General features: G+C 72.0%; 15 protein-coding genes. 2 read left to right on the plus strand and 13 right to left on the minus strand.

The window, feature by feature from the left end; all coding sequences use genetic code 11:
• The first annotated feature begins 333 nt into the window (after window positions 1-333).
• Window positions 334-588 carry a hypothetical protein gene (locus HD597_RS18485; RefSeq protein ID WP_253743848.1) on the plus strand — a complete coding sequence of 85 codons (255 nt, stop codon included), beginning with the start codon at window positions 334-336 and terminating at the stop codon, window positions 586-588.
• Here the strand turns inward: HD597_RS18485 and HD597_RS18490 are convergent.
• The 9 genes from HD597_RS18490 to HD597_RS18530 form a co-directional block, all read right to left on the minus strand.
• Window positions 563-2,359, minus strand: a complete 1,797-nt coding sequence (locus HD597_RS18490) for a right-handed parallel beta-helix repeat-containing protein (protein WP_253743850.1) — start codon at window positions 2,357-2,359, stop codon at window positions 563-565. The genes HD597_RS18485 and HD597_RS18490 overlap by 26 nt on opposite strands.
• Complete coding sequence (locus HD597_RS18495) at window positions 2,343-4,727, minus strand: glycosyl hydrolase family 95 catalytic domain-containing protein (RefSeq protein WP_253743852.1); 2,385 nt, start codon at window positions 4,725-4,727, stop codon at window positions 2,343-2,345. The genes HD597_RS18490 and HD597_RS18495 overlap by 17 nt, the downstream gene beginning before the upstream one ends.
• 3 nt (window positions 4,728-4,730) lie before the next feature.
• On the minus strand, window positions 4,731-6,509 hold the full coding sequence (locus tag HD597_RS18500; protein ID WP_253743854.1) for an alpha-amylase family protein: 1,779 nt from the start codon (window positions 6,507-6,509) through the stop codon (window positions 4,731-4,733).
• Window positions 6,506-7,363, minus strand: a complete 858-nt coding sequence (locus HD597_RS18505; RefSeq protein ID WP_253759400.1) for a carbohydrate ABC transporter permease — start codon at window positions 7,361-7,363, stop codon at window positions 6,506-6,508. The genes HD597_RS18500 and HD597_RS18505 overlap by 4 nt, the downstream gene beginning before the upstream one ends.
• Entirely contained in the window at window positions 7,353-8,402 is a 1,050-nt protein-coding gene (locus HD597_RS18510; RefSeq protein ID WP_253743856.1) for a carbohydrate ABC transporter permease, read from the minus strand. Before HD597_RS18510 ends, HD597_RS18505 begins: the two co-directional genes overlap by 11 nt.
• Before the next feature lie 40 nt (window positions 8,403-8,442).
• Window positions 8,443-9,699 carry an extracellular solute-binding protein gene (locus tag HD597_RS18515; RefSeq protein WP_253743858.1) on the minus strand — a complete coding sequence of 419 codons (1,257 nt, stop codon included), beginning with the start codon at window positions 9,697-9,699 and terminating at the stop codon, window positions 8,443-8,445.
• 29 nt (window positions 9,700-9,728) lie between these two features.
• The gene (locus HD597_RS18520; RefSeq protein WP_253743860.1) at window positions 9,729-11,012 is read right to left on the minus strand and encodes a hypothetical protein; all 1,284 of its coding nucleotides are present in this window, start codon (window positions 11,010-11,012) and stop codon (window positions 9,729-9,731) included.
• Between the two features lie 248 nt (window positions 11,013-11,260).
• The gene (locus tag HD597_RS18525) at window positions 11,261-12,256 is read right to left on the minus strand and encodes a LacI family DNA-binding transcriptional regulator (RefSeq protein ID WP_253743862.1); all 996 of its coding nucleotides are present in this window, start codon (window positions 12,254-12,256) and stop codon (window positions 11,261-11,263) included.
• 126 nt (window positions 12,257-12,382) lie between these two features.
• Window positions 12,383-12,748, minus strand: coding sequence for a hypothetical protein (locus tag HD597_RS18530; RefSeq protein ID WP_253743864.1), 366 nt, complete (start codon window positions 12,746-12,748; stop codon window positions 12,383-12,385).
• A 66-nt stretch (window positions 12,749-12,814) separates the two neighbouring features.
• Between HD597_RS18530 and HD597_RS18535 the strand changes: the two genes are divergently transcribed.
• Entirely contained in the window at window positions 12,815-13,393 is a 579-nt protein-coding gene (locus HD597_RS18535) for a dihydrofolate reductase family protein (RefSeq protein ID WP_253743867.1), read from the plus strand.
• Here the strand turns inward: HD597_RS18535 and HD597_RS18540 are convergent.
• From HD597_RS18540 to HD597_RS18555, 4 genes are all read right to left on the minus strand, one after another.
• Window positions 13,375-14,088: a helix-turn-helix domain-containing protein gene (locus HD597_RS18540; RefSeq protein WP_253743869.1), complete on the minus strand. Its 714-nt coding sequence runs from the start codon at window positions 14,086-14,088 to the stop codon at window positions 13,375-13,377. The two genes, HD597_RS18535 and HD597_RS18540, sit on opposite strands and share 19 nt — an antisense overlap.
• Window positions 14,089-14,203: 115 nt before the next feature.
• The gene (locus tag HD597_RS18545) at window positions 14,204-15,289 is read right to left on the minus strand and encodes an acyltransferase family protein (RefSeq protein WP_253743871.1); all 1,086 of its coding nucleotides are present in this window, start codon (window positions 15,287-15,289) and stop codon (window positions 14,204-14,206) included.
• A 59-nt stretch (window positions 15,290-15,348) separates the two neighbouring features.
• Window positions 15,349-17,139, minus strand: coding sequence for an AMP-dependent synthetase/ligase (locus tag HD597_RS18550; RefSeq protein WP_253743873.1), 1,791 nt, complete (start codon window positions 17,137-17,139; stop codon window positions 15,349-15,351).
• 646 nt (window positions 17,140-17,785) lie between these two features.
• A complete protein-coding gene (locus HD597_RS18555) occupies window positions 17,786-19,201 on the minus strand; it encodes an RICIN domain-containing protein (protein WP_253743875.1) in 1,416 nt (471 codons plus the stop codon).
• Window positions 19,202-19,214 lie beyond the last annotated feature (13 nt).

The following is a 19,214-nucleotide window of genomic DNA, read 5'->3' on the forward strand; positions in this document are numbered from 1 at the left end:
GAGCCGGCCCGGTTCTCACAAGCAGCGCAGCGTGTTCTCATGTGTGGGTGATAGATCAATACCGGGACGTCCTGCGTCGCGCCGCCTGGCTGGACGCCCTCTGCTGGATCGTCGTGCAGCCCCTCGGCGAGGACCTCGGCCTCGACGACGTCTTGTGGCGGGTGAACGGTGGCCGCGATCCCGAACGGCGCGTGATGGCCTACCCGCCCGAGGAGGCGCTGGAGGCGGACGGGCCCGTGCTCTTCGCGTTCGAGGGCGACGGCGCCTGGGGCCTGCTGGAGTTCACCAACGGTTACCTGTTCTCCGACCAGGTCCTCGCCACGGTCAGCGAGGGTGCCCGGGTGTGGATGGCGGCTCGACGGTCTGGCGCGCGACGACTTCGACGGCAAGTGCGCCGCTGTGTTCGCCTTCACCGAGCAGACCACCGGAGTGGGTTTCGACGCCGATCAGTTGCTCGCGGAGAACGCGCCCGTCATCGTCCTGGACGTGCCGCGCGATCGCAGAGTACGTGCAGCGGCGCGGGCGCACGGCGACGCCCAGGTCGTCGGCCGGCCGCATGCCCTCAGCTCGCCGGACGCGGCCGGATAGCCTGCTCCTCGCCTCCTGGCGCGCCGATCACGGTTCCGACCTGCGCCGGCCCGACGCCCGCGTCCGGGTGTGAGCCCAGCTCGATGTCCGCGTCCGGGCACGAGCGCAGCACGACGTCAGGCGCCGGCGCGCCCACGCGGACGACGCTGTTGTCCCGGAAGCGCAGCCCCGCCGTGTCCTTGGCGTCGAGCGCGGGCACGCCGTCCAGCACGAAGCGGTTCCCCTCGACGACGACGCCCCGGTGCACCGGATGGGCGGGATCGGACCGGCTGCTGCGGGGATCGACGAACACGCCAGGGCCGCCCGGCTCGATGATCTCGTTGTTCCGTACGGTCAGGTCGCGCACCGGCCCCGACTCCCACCATTCGGCGGCATCGCCCGAAACGTAGACCGCCGCCATCCCCGTCCGCTCGAACCGGTTCTCCTCGATGAGCACCTGCCGGCGGGTGGTCACGAGCACGCCGCGCGTCGGCACGTTGCGGAAGACGTTGCGGGCGAGGTGCACGGCGGGGGTCCTGGTGACGTTCTCCACCGCGGCCCGCCCGGCCAGCCCGCCGGGGAGCGCGGCGCCGACCGTCAGGACGATGCTCCTGAGCGGGGCGTCGTGGTCCCGGCCGCTGGGCTGGCGCACCCGCCGCACCGTCGCCGCGGCGATCGGGCGCAGCGTCTCGCGGTCGACGATCTCGACCTGGTCGCCGGGTGCGAACTGGGGCATGCCCGCGGTCTCCCGGTGCGCGTACTCCAGCTCCAGGGTGCGGGGGCCGGGCTGGCCGGCCACGCGCAGGTAGGTGCCGTGCACGTTGACCGGATCGTCGTGCGGCCCGTCGAAGAGGCAGTCGCGCACGACGGCCCGGCCCGAGCAGCCGGAGAACTGCACGAAGTCGGCGTACCCGGCGCTGTACCGGCCGGTGTCACGCGGCGCCCGGAACTCGCAGTCCTCGATGGTGACGTCCTGGGCGGCCTGCGCAACCACGCCGAAGCCGTGCAGGAACCCGAAGCGCAGACCGGACAGCGTCACCTCGGCGCTGTCGAGCACGAGCCCGCCCGGATGGTCCCGGGTCGTCGGCCGCATCTGGTAGACGAGGCCGGTGTCGGCGGGTTCGCCGCCGTGGTCGTACTCGATGCGGATCTCCCGCCGCCCCACCGGCTCGATCCGCCTGACCCGGTCGAAGAGCGGGTTGGGGGCGCGGCGCGTGCGCCCGCTCGCGGGATCGTGCACCTGCGTGTACTCCAGCGCGTCGCGCCCCTCCCAGGCGTACGCTCCCGTGCCCAGGAGCTCCCCGTGCCAGCGCACGGAGCGGCCCTCGACGGAGAAGAGCGTGGCCTCGGGCACGCTGATCAGCCGGTACGCCCGCCCCGCCGCGACCCCGGCGGCCACCACGGTGGCGTCCACGACGGTCGGCACGGCGAAGTCGAAGGCGAGCCCCTCGATCCGCACCCGGCGGGAGTCGAGCACGGCGAAGGTCGTCTGCAGCCCGTGCAGGATCAGGCGGGCGCCCGCACCGGAGATCACCAGCTCCTCGGCCGCCTCGACGAGCAGGGCGATCGTCTTGTCACGGTGGCGCGGGTCGTCCCCCACGGTGTTGGAGACGTACAGCTCACGACGCTCCGCCCGTTCCGGCCAGAGATGGTAGTCGCCGGGCGGGAACCGGAGCGTCGCCGGCCCCCGCTGGGCAGCCGCGGCGCGCAGGGCCGCGGTGACGGCGGGCGCCGCGTCGGCTCGCGCGCCGGGAACCGCGCCGAAGCCGGTCACGTCAAGCACTCTCGCCACCCGCCGTCAGCGTCCCGGGATCCACCACGACGCGCCCGCCCGCGCTCAGGTCGATCAGGCCCTCCCGGTCGCCGGTCCGCACGACTACGCGGGCACGGCCGGCGGGCCGCCGCGCGGTCAGCGCGAGCTCCGTCACCGTGATCCGACCGGCCACGGTGTCCCAGGCGACGTCCACCGAGACCCCCGGCCGGGCGACGATCCCGCGTACCCGCCCGCTGCGCCACTCGGCGGGCACGGCGGGCAGGACGGTGATCGTGTCGTCGTGGCTCTGCACCAGCATCTCCGCCACCGCCGCGACATAGCCGAGGTTGCCGTCGATCTGGAACGGCGGATGCGCCGCGAACAGGTTCGGGTACAGCCCGCCGCGCTCGCCCGCCTGCTCCACCGGCGCCGGGCGCAGCACCAGGCCGAGCAGCCGCGACACCCTGGCGGGCTCCCTGAGCCTGGCCCACAGCGCCAGCTTCCAGGCGAGCGACCAGCCGGTCGAGTCGTCCTGCCGGTCGTCCAGGCTCCTGGCCACGGCGGCCCTGAGCCGCGCGTCCGGCGGCGTGTCCCCTGGATAGGCGAAGAGCAGATGGCTGAGGTGCCGATGCCCGCGCTCGGCCTGCGGCGGGTCGTCGAGCCATTCGCGGACGAGACCGTCGCGGCCCGCCGATGGCGCCGGGATCAGCGGGAGCGCGGCCCGCGCCGCCACGACGACCGGGTCACCGGAGAGGTGCAGGCGCTCCGCCAGGTCGGACAGCCTGGTGAACAGCCCGGAGATCAGCGTCAAATCCATCGTGGCCGAGCGGCCGACCGCGACGTGCCGCCCGTCCGGCGTGAGGTGGTGGTTCTCCGGTGAGGTGGAGGGCGAGGTGCCGAGGGTCCCGCCGGGCAGCCTGACGAGCCAGTCGAGGCAGAACGCGGCGGCCTCGCGCAACACCGGCCAGGCCCGTTCGCGGGCGAAGCGCTCGTCCGCGCCGAAACGCAGCCGCTCGGCCAGGAGCCAGCTCAGCCACACCCCGCCCATCGGCCAGAACGCCCAGGCCGGGTCCGCGTGCCCCCTGCCGACGGGCGAGGTGAACGCCCAGGCGTCGGTGTTGTGGTGGGCCACCCAGCCGCGGGCGCCGTAGAGCCGCCGCGCGGTGGCCCGGCCCCGGTCCGCCAGCGCCGTGACGAGCTCGACGAGCGGGTCGAGGCATTCGCCGAGGTCGGCGGTCTCGGCGGCCCAGTAGTTCATCTCGGTGTTGACGTTGATCGTGTAGTTCGAGCTCCACGGCGGCCGGAGCCGATCGTTCCACAACCCCTGCAGCGTGGACGGCAGCCCGCCTGGCCGGGAGGAGCAGATGGCGAGGTAGCGGCCGTACGCGAACAGGAGGGCGGCCAGGGACGGGTCGTGCCCGGCCGGGCCCGCCGCCGCGCGCAGCACCCGCTCGTGGGTGGGCAGCGCCCGCGCCTCCGGCGGGCCGTCCAGCTCCAGCCGGACCCGGTCGTAGAGGCGGGCGTGGTCCTGCCGGTGGCGGGCCGCCAGCTCCGCCGTTCCCCTGCCGAGGGCGCGGGCGACGCGCCGCTCCGCACGCGTCAGCGCGCCGGCCGCGTCCCCGCGCGGCGCGCGGCCGATCGAGGTGAACGTCGTCTCGGTGGCCAGGACCAGCTCGAACCGGCGCACCCGCAGCGCCCGCCCCGGCCGGGCCTCCCCGTCGTGCACGACCCGCGCGGCCACCGCGCCCCGCAGGGCCTCCTCGCCCCACACCGGCGACAGGTCCGGCTCGTGCGGGGGCGGCATGTCGCTCGGCAGCCGTACGGTCAGCCAGGCTCCGGACGGATGCGCCTCCTGCCCGAGCACGCGCAACGGCGAGGCGAGCCGCCAGCGCACCGAGACGGGCCGGTCCGCGTCGAGCACGAGGACCAGCACCCCGTCCGGGTGGGAGACGAAGCTCGTCCAGCGCAGCGCGGCCCCGGCCAGGCGGTAGCTCACCTCGTGCGTCGCGGTCGAGAGGTCGAGCTGCCGCCCGTACCCCTCGGCGGGGGCGCCCCCGGGGTTCTCGATCTCCACGTGGAGGTCGGCGAACGGCAGGTAGGCCTGGGACCAGCCGCCCTGCAGCGCCATGAGCTGCCGCTCCGCCTCCGGCGCGTCCCCGCGGGCGAGCGCCGCCCGGGCCGCGGCGAGCGCGGCCGGAGCCAGGCGCGGATCGGCCGTGCTGGTCGCCTCCTCGCTGCCGGGGCCGCCGGACCAGGCCGTGCCGTCGTTCAGCTGGAGGTGCTCGTCACCCGGCGTTCCGCGCACCATCGCGCCGAGGCGTCCGTTGCCCAGGGGAAAGGCCTCGAGCCAGTGCGCCGCCGGCGCCGGCGCCCGGAGCAGGTGCTCAGCTTTCTGGAACGGGTCCACGGCTCACCTCGGCCCTGATCGCCGGAGCCGGGCGAGCCCGCCGGACGGTACGGCCAGCACGTGCGGGCCGGTGGCCAGGGTGATCTCCGCGCCGGTCACGGGCCGCCCCGTGGCGTCCCACGTCTCCAGGTGCGCGCGCACCTCGCCGCCCTCGTTCAGCAGGATCGGCGCGCTGTCGTCGGCGTTCGCGACCAGCAGCTCCGTCCAGTCGCCCGGCGGGATCGTGATCGGGTGCGGCGCGTATCTCGCCACGAAGTGCCGCCCGCCGAAGCGCGCCCTGACCACCGGGTACAGCAGGTCGGGCCGCTCGGGAGTCAGCCGGCCGTGCAGCAGCAGGTCGCGGTTCGCGCGCCAGACCCCGAGCCAGAACGCCAGCGCGCCGGCCTGGCCGCCGGTGAGCCGCGTCAGGTCCACGGAGACCTGCGGCACGCCCAGGAGGGCGTTGATCAGGTGGTGGGCGACCCGCTCCGCGCTGTCGTCGGCCGCCCACATGATCGGGTCGCTGTGGATCGGCGTGCCAGGCCGCGCCAGGCGCAGGTCGAGGATGCCGACGCGGTTCTGCAGACCGTTCAGCGGGCAGTCGCCGACGCGGATCATGGAGGCCAGGCGGGCGGCGGCCGGATGCACGTACGGCTCCCTGAACTCGATCAGAGGCTCGGTGCCGCGAGCCCGCAGCCGGGTGACGAGCTCCGAGATCGTGTCGATCGCGGCGGCCACCGAGCCCGGCGCGTGCTCGTCCGCGAACTCCTCCAGGAAGTCGAGCTTGAGACCGTCCGCCCCCGTTCGCGCCATGATGTCATCGAGCCTGCCCACCAGGTGGGACCGGGCCGCCGGGTCGCGCGGGTCGAGCACCCGCGCCTGCAGCTCGGGCCGGTCGCGCAGCGTCGGGAACCCGAGGCCCGCCGCCCCGGCGTGGTGGCCGAGGAACGGCGTGCCGATCCACCACACGGTCCGCAGCCCCCGCTCGCGCAGCGCCGCGACCAGCCCGGCGGCGTCGGCGAACTTCTCCTGGGCCGGCTCCCAGTCGCCGCACGACCCGTACCCGCGGCCGTGCGAGGTCGTCTGCCAGCCGTCGTCGACGATCACCGTGCCGAAGCCCAGCTCCGCGGCCCGGCCGGCCTGCGCCAGCACCGCGTCGGCGGTGACGTGCTGGTGCGCGAAGTACCAGGTGCACAGGACGGCGTCCGTCGCTCCGGGGGCGGCGCGGTGGCCCTGCTCGCCCTGCTCGCCCTGGAGCCAGTGCCCGGCCCCGGTCACGGCCTCGGGGAAGGGGCGGCCGGAGGTGTCCAGCAGCAGCCGCACCTCGCCCGGCGGGCCGTCGACGGTGACCATGATCGCGAAGTCGGCGGTCTCCTCCACCAGGCCCGCCCGTACGCTGGTCGCGCTCGTGCCGGAGTCCACCGCGTACACCAGCCGCGTGGCGTCGCGGGGTGCCAGCAGCGCGCCCAGCGGGAGCCCGCGCAGGGCGGTCACGTCATCCGGGTCCGCCCAGGACGGCGGGATGGTGGCGTCCCGCACCGCGCTGCCCGGCCGCCACCAGGCGACGGCGTCGGTGGCGGGGATCGCCGCGGTCAGGGCGAAGCGCCCGCCGAGGGTGCGGAACACCACCTCGACGACGCCCTCGCCGCGGGTACGGACCCCGGTTTCCGCCGACGGGGTCGCCTGGAGCCGGAGCCCGGCGCCGGGACGGTGACCGGCCAGGACGACCGGTGTCTCGGGCGGCGCCTGCGACCTGCCCGGCAGCCAGAAGGTGACGGGCGACGGTGATGCGACGTCGGTCATTTGCTCCCCGTGAATGAGATTCCGCCGATGATGTGACGCTGGGCGATGAAGAACAGCAGCACGCAGGGTGCGGTGACCACCAGGGCGGTGGCCATCAGGAGCGGCGTGTCCGTCCCGTTGACGGACTGGAACCCGGCCAGCGCGAGCGGCAGGGTCTTCCACCGGTCCGTCGTGAGGTAGATGGCGGCCTGGAAGAAGTTGTTCCAGTACGACATGAACTGCAGCACCGCGGTGGCGATGATGATCGGGCGAGAAAGCGGTAGGTAGATCGAGAACCAGATGCGGAACCAGCCCGCGCCGTCGATGAGCGCGGCGTCCGTCAGCGCCTCCGGCAGCCGCAGGTAGAACTGCCGGTAGAGGAAGATGAAGAACGCCGAGCCGAAGAACGTCGGCACGATGATCGGCCACAGCGTGTCGATCATGTCGAGGTTCCTGAACAGGATGAACTGCGGCACGATCGTGACCTCCTGCGGCAGCAGGAGCGTCGACAGCACGACCGCGAACAGCACCCCGGCTCCCCGCGCCCGGATCCGCGCGAACGCGAAGCCGACCAGCGAGGAGGAGAAGACGACCGCGACGACCGGCACGAGCGTGCTGAGCAGCGAGTTGCGCAGGTAGGTCCAGAAGGGGAACGAGCCGAGCCCCTCGGCGAAGTTGGACCACTGCCACTGCAGCGGCCAGAGCGAGGCGCCCGCGTGCGCCACCCCCTCCGGCGTGCGCAGCGCGGTCGCGATCATCCAGAGGAACGGGTAGACGAAGCCGGCCGACCCGATCACGAGCAGGGTGAGCGCCAGGATCCGGGTGCCGAGCGGCCCGCGCCGTGCCTCGCCGGCCTGGTTGGCGTCAGTGGGCATGGACACGCCGCTTGCGCTCCTTCGGTCGTTGCGATTCGTAGTAGACCCAGAAGGCGCTGCCGCGGAAGACGAGCGCGGTGAGCACCATGATCATGATGAAGAAGATCCAGGCCAGGGCGGACGCGTAACCCATCCGGAAGAAGGAGAACGCGTTGTTGTAGAGGTAGAGGACGTAGAACAGGAGCGAGTCGGACGGGCCGCCGCCGTTGCGGGTGACCACGTACCCCTGGGTGAAGGTCTGCATGGCGTAGATGAGCCCGGTGACCACGTTGAAGAAGATCACGGGGCTCACCTGCGGCAGGGTGATGTTCCACAGCCTGCGCCACCGGCCGGCGCCGTCGATCTGCGCCGCCTCGTAGAGCTCCTTGGCGATGTCCTGGAGGCCGGCGAGGTAGATGATCATGTTGCCGCCGACCGTCCAGAGGCTCATGATGATCACCGTCGGCAGGGCCCAGTCCGCGTCGAAGAGCCAGCGGGGGCCCTCGACGCCGAGCAGCCGCAGCAGCCCGTTGGCCAGCCCGTAGCTGGGGTTGAACACCCAGATGAACAGCACGGCCTGTGCCACCCCGGTGACCAGCGACGGCAGGTACCAGATCGTGCGGAACACGTGGATGCCGCGCACCCTGCTGTTCATCAGCAGCGCCACCGCCAGCGACAGCACCGTCTGCAGCGGGACGCTGACGGCGGCGTAGGTGAGCGTGACCTTGATCGACTGCCCGAGGTCGGGATCCGCGAACGCCTCCGCGTAGTTGGCGAGCCCGACGAACTCCGGCGGGTCGATGAGGTTCCAGTCGGTGAGCGACAGGTACAGGGAGTAGGCCATCGGCCCTCCCGTGAACAGGAGGAACCCGATGATCCACGGCGAGACGAAGATCCAGAAGGCGGCGGTGTTCCGCGAGATCCAGCGCGCGCGCACGGCCCACCACAGGCCGGCCAGGAGGACGGCGAACACGGCGGCCAGCATGATCACTAAGGACAGGACGGGTCTGAGGCCCTCGTAGACGTGCAGCCGTCCCAGCAGACCCTCGAGGCCGCGCACGATGTCCTCCATGTCGATGTCCCCGCCTCCCTCTGGCCGCCTACTTGGTCGCGTCGAGCATCTGCTGGCACTGGGCCTGCAGCTCCGGCAGCACGGCCGCCGGGTCCTCGGTGCCCGAGCCGATCGCGGTGCGCGAGTTCAGATCCGTGGAGAAGGTGCTCTCGATCTTGACCTTGTCCTTCACGTACGCCGTGGTGACGGCGTTGGCGACGGCATCGGTGAAGGCCTGCAGGTTCACCTTCGGCGCGATCGACCTGAAGGACTCCAGCGAGCCCTGCACGACCGGCACGCCGAGCGCGGACGTCGTCGAGGCGAGCAGGTTCTGGGCGGCGGGGCTGGTGCTCATGAACGTCGCGAACGTCTTCGCCGCGCTCACCTCGGCCTGCTCAGCCGACTTCGAGATGCCGAGGCTGTCCACCTCCATCGGCTCGCCCTTGCCCGGCATCGGCACGATGAGGAACTTCGAGGTGTCCAGGGCGGCGAGCTTGGCGATGTTCCACGGCCCGAAGTCCGGCAGCATCGCGACCTTGCCGTCCGCGAACCACTGGAACATGTCCTGCCCCTGGGCGTCGGCCGGGTTCGGCGCGAACCCGTCCGGCTTCGTCGAGCCGACCACGACCTGCGCGGCGCGGATGCCGTCGGCATCGGCCATGGTGCAGGTCCGGCCGTCGGCGCTGTAGTACGAGCCGCCCTCCGCGACCAGCCAGCCGTCGTACCACAGCGGCGCGGAGCCGTAGACCTTCTTCTCGCCCGACCCGGACGTCAGCTTCGTGGCCGCGGCCACGAAGTCCGCGGTGCTCATCGGGGCCGACCCGGACGGGACGGTCAGGCCGGCCGACTCGAAGGCGGCCTTGTTGATCGCCATCACCTTGCTCTTGGCGACGAAGGGGACCGCGTAGTCGGTGCCGCCGACGTTGCCGGCCTTGGCGACGGCCGCCGAGTAGTAGACGCCGTGATCCACCTCGACCGGGATGAACGCGCTGGCGAAGCTCGGCAGCGCGGTGTTGGAGATCTGCGCCACGGTCGGGGCGTCCCCGCCGGCGATCGAGGTCTGCAGCTTCTGCTCGTAGTCGCTCTGGATCCAGTTGGCCTCGACCTTGACGGCCGGGTTCGCCTTCTCGAACGCCGCGATCATCGACTTGATGGTGGCGGCCTCGTCGTTGTTGCCCCAGAAGGCGTAGGTGATCGTGACGTTGCCCTGACCGCCGGTCGCCGGATCCGCGCCCGGCTCGCCGCCGCACGCCGCGAGAGCGAGGAACGAGGCGACGGTGACAGCGGTGAGTGCCTTGGCCTGCATGGGGGGTCTCCTTCGCAAAAAGTGATCTGTCAACGGGCGGGGAGCCGGGTGACGCCGCCGTCCGGGGTCGCCCGTACACGGGTGCCGGCCGGCACCTCGATGGTGGAGACCTGCCCGTCGTCCCAGGTGGCGGCCCAGGTCACGCCCGGGCCGCCGGTCACCTGGAGCTCCGTGGCCTCCCGGCCGTCGTGCCTGACGCCGATGCGGGAGCCGCCGACCGGAACGTTCCCGGCCGCCAGCCACTCGCCGGCGGGCAGGTGCGAGCGGGTGCGGACGACGCCCGGCGTCTCACCGGGCTCCAGCCCCGTCAGGCCGGTCGCCACGTGGGCGACGTGGGTGAAGGGCACCTCCGGGTAGTCCGCGCGGGAGGCGGCCAGGGCGCGGATCCACCGCAACGCCTCGCCGTCCCTGCCGTAACGCAGGAACGCCTCCGGGAGGTAGGTGGCGGCCTCGATGTTGGCGGGCGGCGCCGCCTCCAGCCCGGCGGCCAGGAAGTCGAGGTGCGCGGCCGAGCGCTCGTCGGCGCGCATGATGCCCTTCAGCGCGGGGAACCAGGTGCTCTCCAGCCGGAAGCCGGCGACCGGGCCCTCGGCGGTGAAGCCCGCCGTGTAGTGGCGGCCGTCCTGCGACCACCAGGCGTCGGAGAAGTGCTCCTCCAGCTCCGCGGCGCGCGAGCGGTTCCAGGCGGCGAAGCCCGCCGCGAGCACGCCCGCCGAGCCGAGCGCCCGGTGCGCCGCCCACTGGCTCGCGATCCCGTCGGCCGAGACCCGCAGGTACGGCGGCCGTTCCACCTCGTTGTAGGTGGCTGTGCCGGACCAGAAGTCCCCGGTGCCCCGCTCACCCGCGACGCCCGTCCCGAGCGGGTCGTGCAGCTCGACGAACGAGGTCATCGTGGTGCGCAGGAACCCCGCGATCACCGGGTCGAGCAGGAACCGCCCGTCGGCCGTCCAGCGGTACTGCTCGACCGCCTTCTCCACCAGCTCGAACGGCGCCGGGATCTCCCGGACGAAGTCGTCGTCCGAGCGGTAGTCGATCGCGGCCGGGGTGCCGTCGAACTCGAACGCCCACAGCGGGTACCAGCCGCGAGCCCCGGTGGCCGAGCCGGCGAAGTGCCGGAGCATCGCGAGGTTCTCGGTGTCCAGCCCCAGGAGGTGGGCGCCGAGGGTCTGGTGGGCGAAGTCCCGCGAGTAGAACATCGGCCGGTCCGTCATCGCCGCCCAGTAGCTGGGCAGGAAGGCGGAGTGCCGCCCGGTCTGCACCCATTCCCGCGAGCGCGTTGACGCCCAGCTGAAAGATTCGACAAGATCCGTCATGCTTGAATCAACCCAGACCTGCTCAGATGGGCGATTCTGCCCCGATCTGCCGACAGAAGTCGCAGATGGTGACTTGTTCGTCATGAGGAGCGAGTGTTACATAGCTGCTTCAAACCCGTCAACGACCCGACAAAAAACTTGCACAACGTCGATCCGGGTCACGGGAGACGTGCACGCGAACATGGCAAGGCGGCCTGTCTCCGCCTTGCAGAAGACGTCAAGAAGACGGCATCGACCTCAGTAGAAGGTCAGGCGCGAGGAGCGGCCGTCGAACTGCGGACGATCAGCTCGGGGTCGAACATCAGCTCCCCGGCGGGCACCGGCCGCCGGTTCACCAGATGCACCATCGTGGCCGAGATGGCCTGCGAGATCCGCTCGATCGGCTGGCGCACGGTCGTCAGCGGCGGATCGACGAACCCCATGATCTGGTGGTCGTCGTAGCCGACGACGGAGAGGTCGGCGGGCACGGACAGGCCGCGGCGGCCGGCCGTGCGGATCGCGCCCAGCGCCATGTAGTCGCTGGCCGCGACGATGGCGGTCACCCCCTGGTCGAGGAGGGTCTCCGCCGCGGACATGCCGCCCTCGACGCTGTAGACCTGACGGACGACGTGCCGGCGCGGATCCTCGGCGCCCAGCGCGCCCATCGACTCCAGGAAGCCCTCCAGCCGGCGCTCGCTCGGCCGGTTGCCCGCCGGGCCGACGATCATGCCGATCTGCCGGTGACCGAGGCCCCACAGGTGCTCGACGGCCAGCGCCGCGGCCACCTTGTCGTTGGTGGAGAAGCTGGGCGCGGAGATGCCCTCGATCGCGCCGTTCATCGACACGAACGGGATCTGGCGCTCCTGCAGCAGCCGGTACGGCCCGGGGTCGGCGCCGACCAGGGTGTTGCTGGCCGAGGCGAAGACCGCGCCCGCGATGCCGACGTCCATCATCGAGGTGATGAAGTCGATCTCCTGGAGGCCGCCCACCGTCGTGGAGCACACGACGGCCTTGAACCCCTGGGGAGCCAGCGCCGACTCGATCAGCTCGCACAGCCGCCCGAAGAACGGCTGCGCCAGGCCGGGGGTCAGGACGATGACGAGCTGGCTCTGGCCACCGCGGTCGTAGCCCAGCTCGCGCAGGGCGTCCTCGACGGCGCGGCGCGTCGTGGCGGCGACCACACCCCTGCGGTTGAGCACGCGGCTGACGGTCGCTTCGCTGACCCCGGCACGGGCGGCGACGTCACTGATTCCGACCTTGGCCATGGCTCCCTTTGATCATTCCGGACCGCGCGTGATCTCACTATACGACCAGAGGAAGACAGAAATGTGGGCTGCCGGTCGCCGCCAGCCCTTGTCCCGCATGTCATCTGGCCAGGATGACAACCTCGGCTATACAGGCCGCATATCCGCCATAACCATGCGGGCCCGGCCGAGCGGGCCACCGCAGTCGGCGAGGCGGCCCGTGTCCCGCTCTGCCGCCGGTCGGGCGGCCTCGGTGAGGATCTCCTCCGCGTCGCGGCCGGCCCGTTCAGGGTGGTCGATCTCGGTGGAGTGGGCTGCGACGCGGGCCATCAGATCGGTGAGCAGCGCCTGGAGCGTGCTGGAGATCGAGACCGCGGTGGCCTGGCGCCGGTAGGCGGTGGTGTCGACGCCCTTGTCGTCCAGGAAGTCGAGGACGACGCATCGTGAGACTCGTTCGGGGTGGGCAGGTGCAGCCCCATCCGGGCGCGCAGGCGCGCTGTCGTTTTCGTTCAAGACGGCGACCGCGGTCGTGCTCTACCGTGGACCCGGCAGTTCGCCCGGGCATAAGGAGACAGAGCAGTGCGTAACTTGGTCTACACCGGTTTCATGTCGCTCGACGGCGTCGTGGACTCGCCTGGCGGCGGGCCGGGGGAGGAGCACCGCAGCGGCGGGTGGGTGTTCAAGGACCTGGAGTTCGTCCCCGAAGCCTGGTCGCTGAAGGGTGAGGAGCTCGCCGACACGACGGCGTTGATGTTCGGCCGTCGCAGTTATGAGTCGTTCGCGGCAACCTGGCCCGGCTCGCAGGACCACGCCGACTACAAGGAACTGCCCAAGTACGTGGTGTCGGCCACGCTGTCCGACGACGCCCTCGTCGACGGATGGGGGCCGACCACGATCCTGCGCTCGACCGAGGACGTCGCCGCGCTCAAGGAGAGCGAGGGCGGCGCGATCTTCATCCACGGGAGCGCGGAGCTGGCTCGGCGGCTGTCGGACGCGGGTCTGATCGACCAGTACAACCTGCTCGTCTTTCCCGTGCTGCTCGGCGCCGGCAAGAGCCTGTTCGGCCGGACCGACCGGGACAAGTACATGCTGACGCTGCGGGAATCGGAGAGCTACTCGAACGGGATCCTGAAACTGGTCTACGACGTCAAGCGCTGATCCAGGTCGAGGGCGATCGCGCCGCCGGCGCCCTCGCGCAGTTGCCTGACGGTGCGTCCGACGTAAAAGCGCAGGGCGCGGGCCAGGTGCGGCTCGTCGCAGTAGCCGAGCTTGGCGACGACGTCGACGGCCGGGCTGCCGGCGGCCAGCAGCTGCGCCGCCGCGCGGGCGCGCTCGATCTGCCGGACGGCGCCCTGCGTCAGTCCGGTCGCGGCGCGGAAGCGGCGTTCGAGCGTGCGCCCCGAGACGGCTGGACGGTCACCCCGCAGCGCCTCGACGCAGAGCAGGTCACGCAGCACGATCCCGGCCCGGACGAGACGTTCGACCAGAGCCTCGGCGTCGTCGGGGCCGGGCGTCTCCCAGCGCGCGCCGTCCAGCCGGAACGTCCGGCGCGTGGTGTCGGGCAGCTCGATGCCGCCGTCGACCAGCGCGGGCGTGGGCACGGCCCGCAACGAGGTGCCCACGGCGAACTCGATGCCGGTGAAGGTCGCGCCCTCCGGCACCGGCGCCGTGCCGGTCCGGCTCTCGGGGCCGGTGATGCTCGTGTACGACCTGCCGGCCTGTTCCCAGAACACCAGGCCCCAGCGCGCCCCCGCGACGGACGTCATGGCAGTGACCTGCTCGCTCGTGCAGGTCCACACGCTGTCGACCCACGCCGAGTCTGACTCGCGCGTGCTGAACAGCAGCAGTCCCACCAGGGAAGGATACGCCGCTTCGTGTCTCCTCCGCGGGCGGTCTCGGCCCGCGGAGTGGTGCGGTTCGGCTCTCGCGATCAAGCGCGCCGGCACCCCGTCGCGCCGGCTTCCGGGCTCAGCGACCTGCCCCCTTCCGGGGGCGGCGGGCGGCCAGCTCGACGGGGGCGAACAGGACGGCCAGCACGGCCAGCACCGCCGAGGGGGCCAGGAGCCACAGCCAGCGCTGGGCCCACCAGCCGGCGGTCGGCTCCGCCGGCAGGGTGCCGCCCAACCCCTCATAGACCCACAGCACCACCAGGTACGCGGTCATGTGCCACAGAAAGACGGACAACGCGACGACGTTGACGGCCACCACCGGCTTCCAGACGGCCGGCCGGCCCAGCAGGCGTTCGGCGGACGGCGTGATGAGGACCAGCAGCCCGAGTTGGAAGACGGCCAGGGCGGCGATGGTGGCGTTGGTCGGGAAGATGTTGGATTCGGCGTCACCGGTGGTGGACACCATCGACAGGGGGTAGCCCGCTGCCACGGTAAGTCCGGCCAGCGCGGCCAGACCCGCCGCGGCGATCGCGAGCCGCTGCGGCAACGGCCGATGCCCCAGCTGCCAGGTGCGCCAGGCGTAGCCGAGCTGGTGGCAGAACAGCCACACCAGGGCGGCGGTCACCCAGCCCGCCCAGGCCAGGCCGGCGCCGCGGTCGGCCACACTGCCGACGGCGATCAGCAGCACCAGTGCCGCCAGGACCCCGGCTCCGTGGCGGGCGTGCAGGCTCGCAGTGATCGGCACGGTGGCGATCAGCACGCCGTACACACCCAGGAACCACAGCGGGGTCAGGTAGCCGGGGAACCATTCCCACATCCATCGGTGCGTTCCGGGCAGAGCGGAGGCGATCAGCTCGCCGGCGAGCCAGACCAGGGCCCAGACGGCGGTGGGCAGGAGCAGCCGGCGCAACCGGTCCCGGACGAACTGCCCGGCGCTCGTCCCGCGCGTCTGCGACCGCTCCCAGCCGAGCAGGTTGACGTACCCGCCGACCAGGAAGAACACCGGCATGATCTGCAGCACCCAGGTGGCCAGCCAGCCGCCGGGCACGGTGTGGATCGGGTTGGGCATGGACAGGCTGCCGTCGGCGGTGCGGTGGGTGATCGACAAGGTCCAGTGCCAGAGGGTGACGACCAGGATGCACAGGGCACGGGCGGCGTCGACCACGCGGTCGCGGGACGCAGGCGTGGCCGCGACCAGCCGGTCGAGTGCCGATCGTCCGCCGCTCAGCGGTACAGCTCCTCGATGTCGGCCGCGAAGTCCTTGTGGACCAGGGCGCGCTTGACCTTCAGCGTCGGGGTCAGATATCCGTTCTGCTCGGTCAGATCCACCGCGAGGATGCGGAACCTGCGGATCGACTCGGCCCGGCTCACCGTCGTGTTGGCCTCGTCCACGGCCGTCTGCAGCCTGGCCAGCAGGTCCGGGTCGTCGCGCAGGTCGGCCGGGCCGGCGTGCCCGGGCCGGCCGGCGGCCCGCTTCCAGGACGCCAGCGCGCCGGCGTCCAGGGTGATCAGCGCGGCGATGTACGGCCGCCGGTCGCCGACGACGACCGCCTGGCTGATGAGCGGGTGGGTGCGCAGGCGGTCCTCCAGCGGCTCCGGGGCGAGGTTCTTGCCGCCGGCGGTGACGATGATCTCCTTCTTGCGGCCCGAGATCGTCAGGAATCCGTCCTCGTCCACGGCGCCGACGTCGCCGGTGCGCAGCCAGCCGTCGTCGGTCAGGCTCTGCCTGGTCACCGGCTCGTTGCGCCAGTAGCCCTGGAACACCACCGGGCCCCTGATCAGGATCTCACCGTCGTCGGCGATCCGGATGTCCACCCCGGGCAGGGGCGGGCCCACCGTGCCGATCTTCAGCGCGTGGGGCAGGTTCACGGTCGCGGCCGCGGTGGTCTCGGTCAGTCCGTAGCCTTCCAGTACGGTGACGCCGGCTCCCCGGAAGAAGTGGCCCAGCCGTACGCCCAGCGGCGCTCCGCCGGAGATGGCGTAGCGGATCCGGCCGCCGAGCGCGCCCCGCAGCCGCCGGTACACCAGCCGGTCGGCCAGGCGGTGTGCCAAGCGCAGGCGCAGGCCTGGCCGCCCGTCGTCCAGCGCCTGGCTGTAGGCCACGGCGGTCCGTTCGGCCCAGTCGAAGATCTTCTCCTTGCCCCGCGCCCGGGCCCGCTGCCGAGCAGCGTTGTGGACCCGCTCGAAGACCCTGGGCACCGCCAGCAGGAACGACGGCCGCAGGGCGGCCAGGTCCTCGGTCAGCCGCGCCCGGTCGGCGTTGTGCGCCAGGCACACGCCCCGCTCCACGCAGGCCACCTGGATCACTCGCGCGAAGACGTGCGCCAGCGGCAGGAACAGCAGGGTCGAGGCGTGCCGGCCGAAGATCTGCTCCAGGCTGTCGATCGCGACGCGAGCCTCGTGCAGCAGGTTGCCGTGACTCAGCATGCAGCCCTTCGGACGGCCGGTGGTGCCCGAGGTGTAGACGATCGTCGCCAGATCGCCGGCCGACACCATCCGGCGCCGCTCCCGCAGCTGGGTGTCGTCCACACCGTGCCCGCCCTCGCGCAGACGGTCCAGCCCGCCGCCGTCGATCTGCCACACCCGCGGCGGCCTGAGCAGATCCTCGGCCGCCTCCTCGACCAGGCGACGGTGCGTCTCGTTCTGGACCACCACGGCGACTGGGCCGGCGTCCTCCAGCACCCAGCGGACCTGTTCGGCCGAGGAGGTCTCATAGATCGGGACCGGCAGCGCCGCCACCGCCCACAGGGCATAGTCCAGCAGCGTCCACTCGTAGCTGGTGGCGGCCAGCAGCGCGACCCGATCGCCGGGCTGGATGCCGGCGGCGAGGAAGCCGGCGGCCAAGCCGCGGACGTCGGCGGCGAACCGCCGGGCCGTCACCGGGCTCCAGCCTCCGGCCGACCGGCGCTGGAACAGGACCATGTCGCCGTTCACCCGGTCGTCGCTGAACACCACGTCGGCGAGCTGGGTGTCGGGGGCAACGGTCACCGGGGCCGGGGCGGCGTGGACACGCATCGTCCATCTCCCTGTGAGGAAAGGCCAACGAGGCAGACTGCGGCGCCGGGCACCGCATGAATGGCGGCCATGAGCAGCCGATGTGTTATTTCCCCAGGTCAACGAGCACAAACGCGGCAGGTCGTACGCCTGGCACGAGCTCATCACCGGACGAGCCGGGCCACCGCCCGGACAAGACTCCCTCGCCCTCACTGAGCCTGATGGAGGCCATGTCGGCGCCGGTACGGCGGCATGGCGCATGACAGTGGCGTGGCAGTGGCGTGGCAGTGGCGTGGCAGCGGTCTGGGGTGCTCCGCGGCGTTCAACGGCCGGCGGCCGATCGGACAGCCCGGTCCCGTGTCACGCGCAGAACGGCAGCAGCCAGGCGTGCGGAGCCTCCTCGATCATCAGGACGCGCCTCCGGGCCGCCGCTGGAGGAGCTGCCGAAGCCGGCGTAGATCGGTGGGTCGCCGTCGTTCAGGAAGCGGGCCGGCCGCTCCGGTGGCGTCCAGTCGGCGGCTGGCATCGTCCAGAAGCCGGTGGGACGGGCGGCGGCGGGGATCGGAACCGGACAGGGCCTGCACGGCCGCTGGGGAGACCGGAAGGAACGGACAGGCCCGGTCGCATGCGGTCCCCGGGCGCCGTCCGTTCCGAGGTGGATCGCCGGTCAAAGCTGTGACCTGCTGAACTGCTGGTTCTGCCCGCCATTGCACGGGTACTGCTTGAACTGCACATCGTTGGCCGTGGACGAGCTCGGCAGGTCCGCGCACTTGCCCGAATGCCGGGCCACCAGCCGCACGTAACCTCCGCCCGCGTCCTGCAGCGTCCACTGCTGGTTGGTGCCCGTGCCGCACCCGTACTGCTGCAGGGCGGCGCCGTCGGCGGTGCTGACGCCGTTGACGTCGAGGCACTTGGCCGAGTTTCGGGCGATGATCTGCACATGGCCGCCGCTGATCGACTGGATGCGCCACTGCTGGTTGGAGCCGCCGTTGCAGTCGTACTGGATGACGGCCGCCAGGTTCGCGGTGGAGCCGTTGCGCACGTCCGCGCACTTGCCCGAGTGCCGCACCGTCAGCCGGTCGTAGCCGGAGCCGGTCGTGGTGATCGTGCCGGCGGCCGCGTCGAGGGTGAGCTGCCGCGCGTACGTCAGGCTCATGGTGGTGCTGCTGGGGAACTGGACGGGCAGCCACACGTAACGGGAGTCGTTGACCGGGCCGCCCCAAGCGCCGGCCCACCGGTCGCCCAGGTACAGGTACGAGGTGCCGGACGTGCCCTGCACCGGCAGCACGAAAGCGGGCTGGGAGCCGTACGTGAGCGCGTCCCCGGCGTTCTGCCAGGCGCTCCACGTGCCGGTGATGCTGGTGGCGGTGGCGTACCTGGCCTGGTTGGGCTGCCAGCCGGTCGCGCCCGAGGTGAGCAGGAAGTAGACGCCGCCCCGCTTGAACAGGGCGGGCGCCTCGCGGTGGTCGCCGTCCCACATGCGCACCAGCGCGGCCACGTCGGTGAAGTCGGCGGTCAGCCGGTAGATGTGCAGGTCGTAGTTCTCGTCGGCGGCCGAGATCATGTAGCCGGCGCCGTCGGTGTCCACGAACGTGGTGATGTCGCGGGACATGTGCCCGAGCGGGCGGAAGCTGCGCAGGTAGGTGTAGGCGCCGTCCACGGTGTTCGACACGGCCACGGCCGCCCGGGCCTCGCCGTAGTCGCTGCCGTTCTCCTTGTGCATCCACATGACGAACTGGCCGGTGGCCTGGTTGTAGATCACCTTGGGGCGTTCGATGTTGGCGACCTGCAGCTCGGCGGCGCTGGACTGGGTCAGCACGTGGTTGCGGAACTCCCACGTGCGCAGGTCCGCCGAGCGGTAGGCGGAGACGTAGCGGAAGGTGCCGTCGGCGTTGCGGTTCTCCCCGAACCAGTAGTAGTACGAGCCGACCTTGACCACCCCGCCGCCGTGGGCGTGCAGCAGGTTGCCCGAGGTGTCGGTGAACTGGGCCCCGACCGGCACCGTGACAGGCGCCGCCTGGGCGGGGAGCCCGGGTAACAGGGCCAGGACGAGTACGGCGAGCAAGGTCAGGACGCGGGACATGAGGGTGCTCCAA

Source organism: Nonomuraea thailandensis (assembly GCF_024172165.1).
In the GTDB taxonomy this organism is placed as follows: Bacteria; Actinomycetota; Actinomycetes; order Streptosporangiales; family Streptosporangiaceae; genus Nonomuraea; species Nonomuraea thailandensis.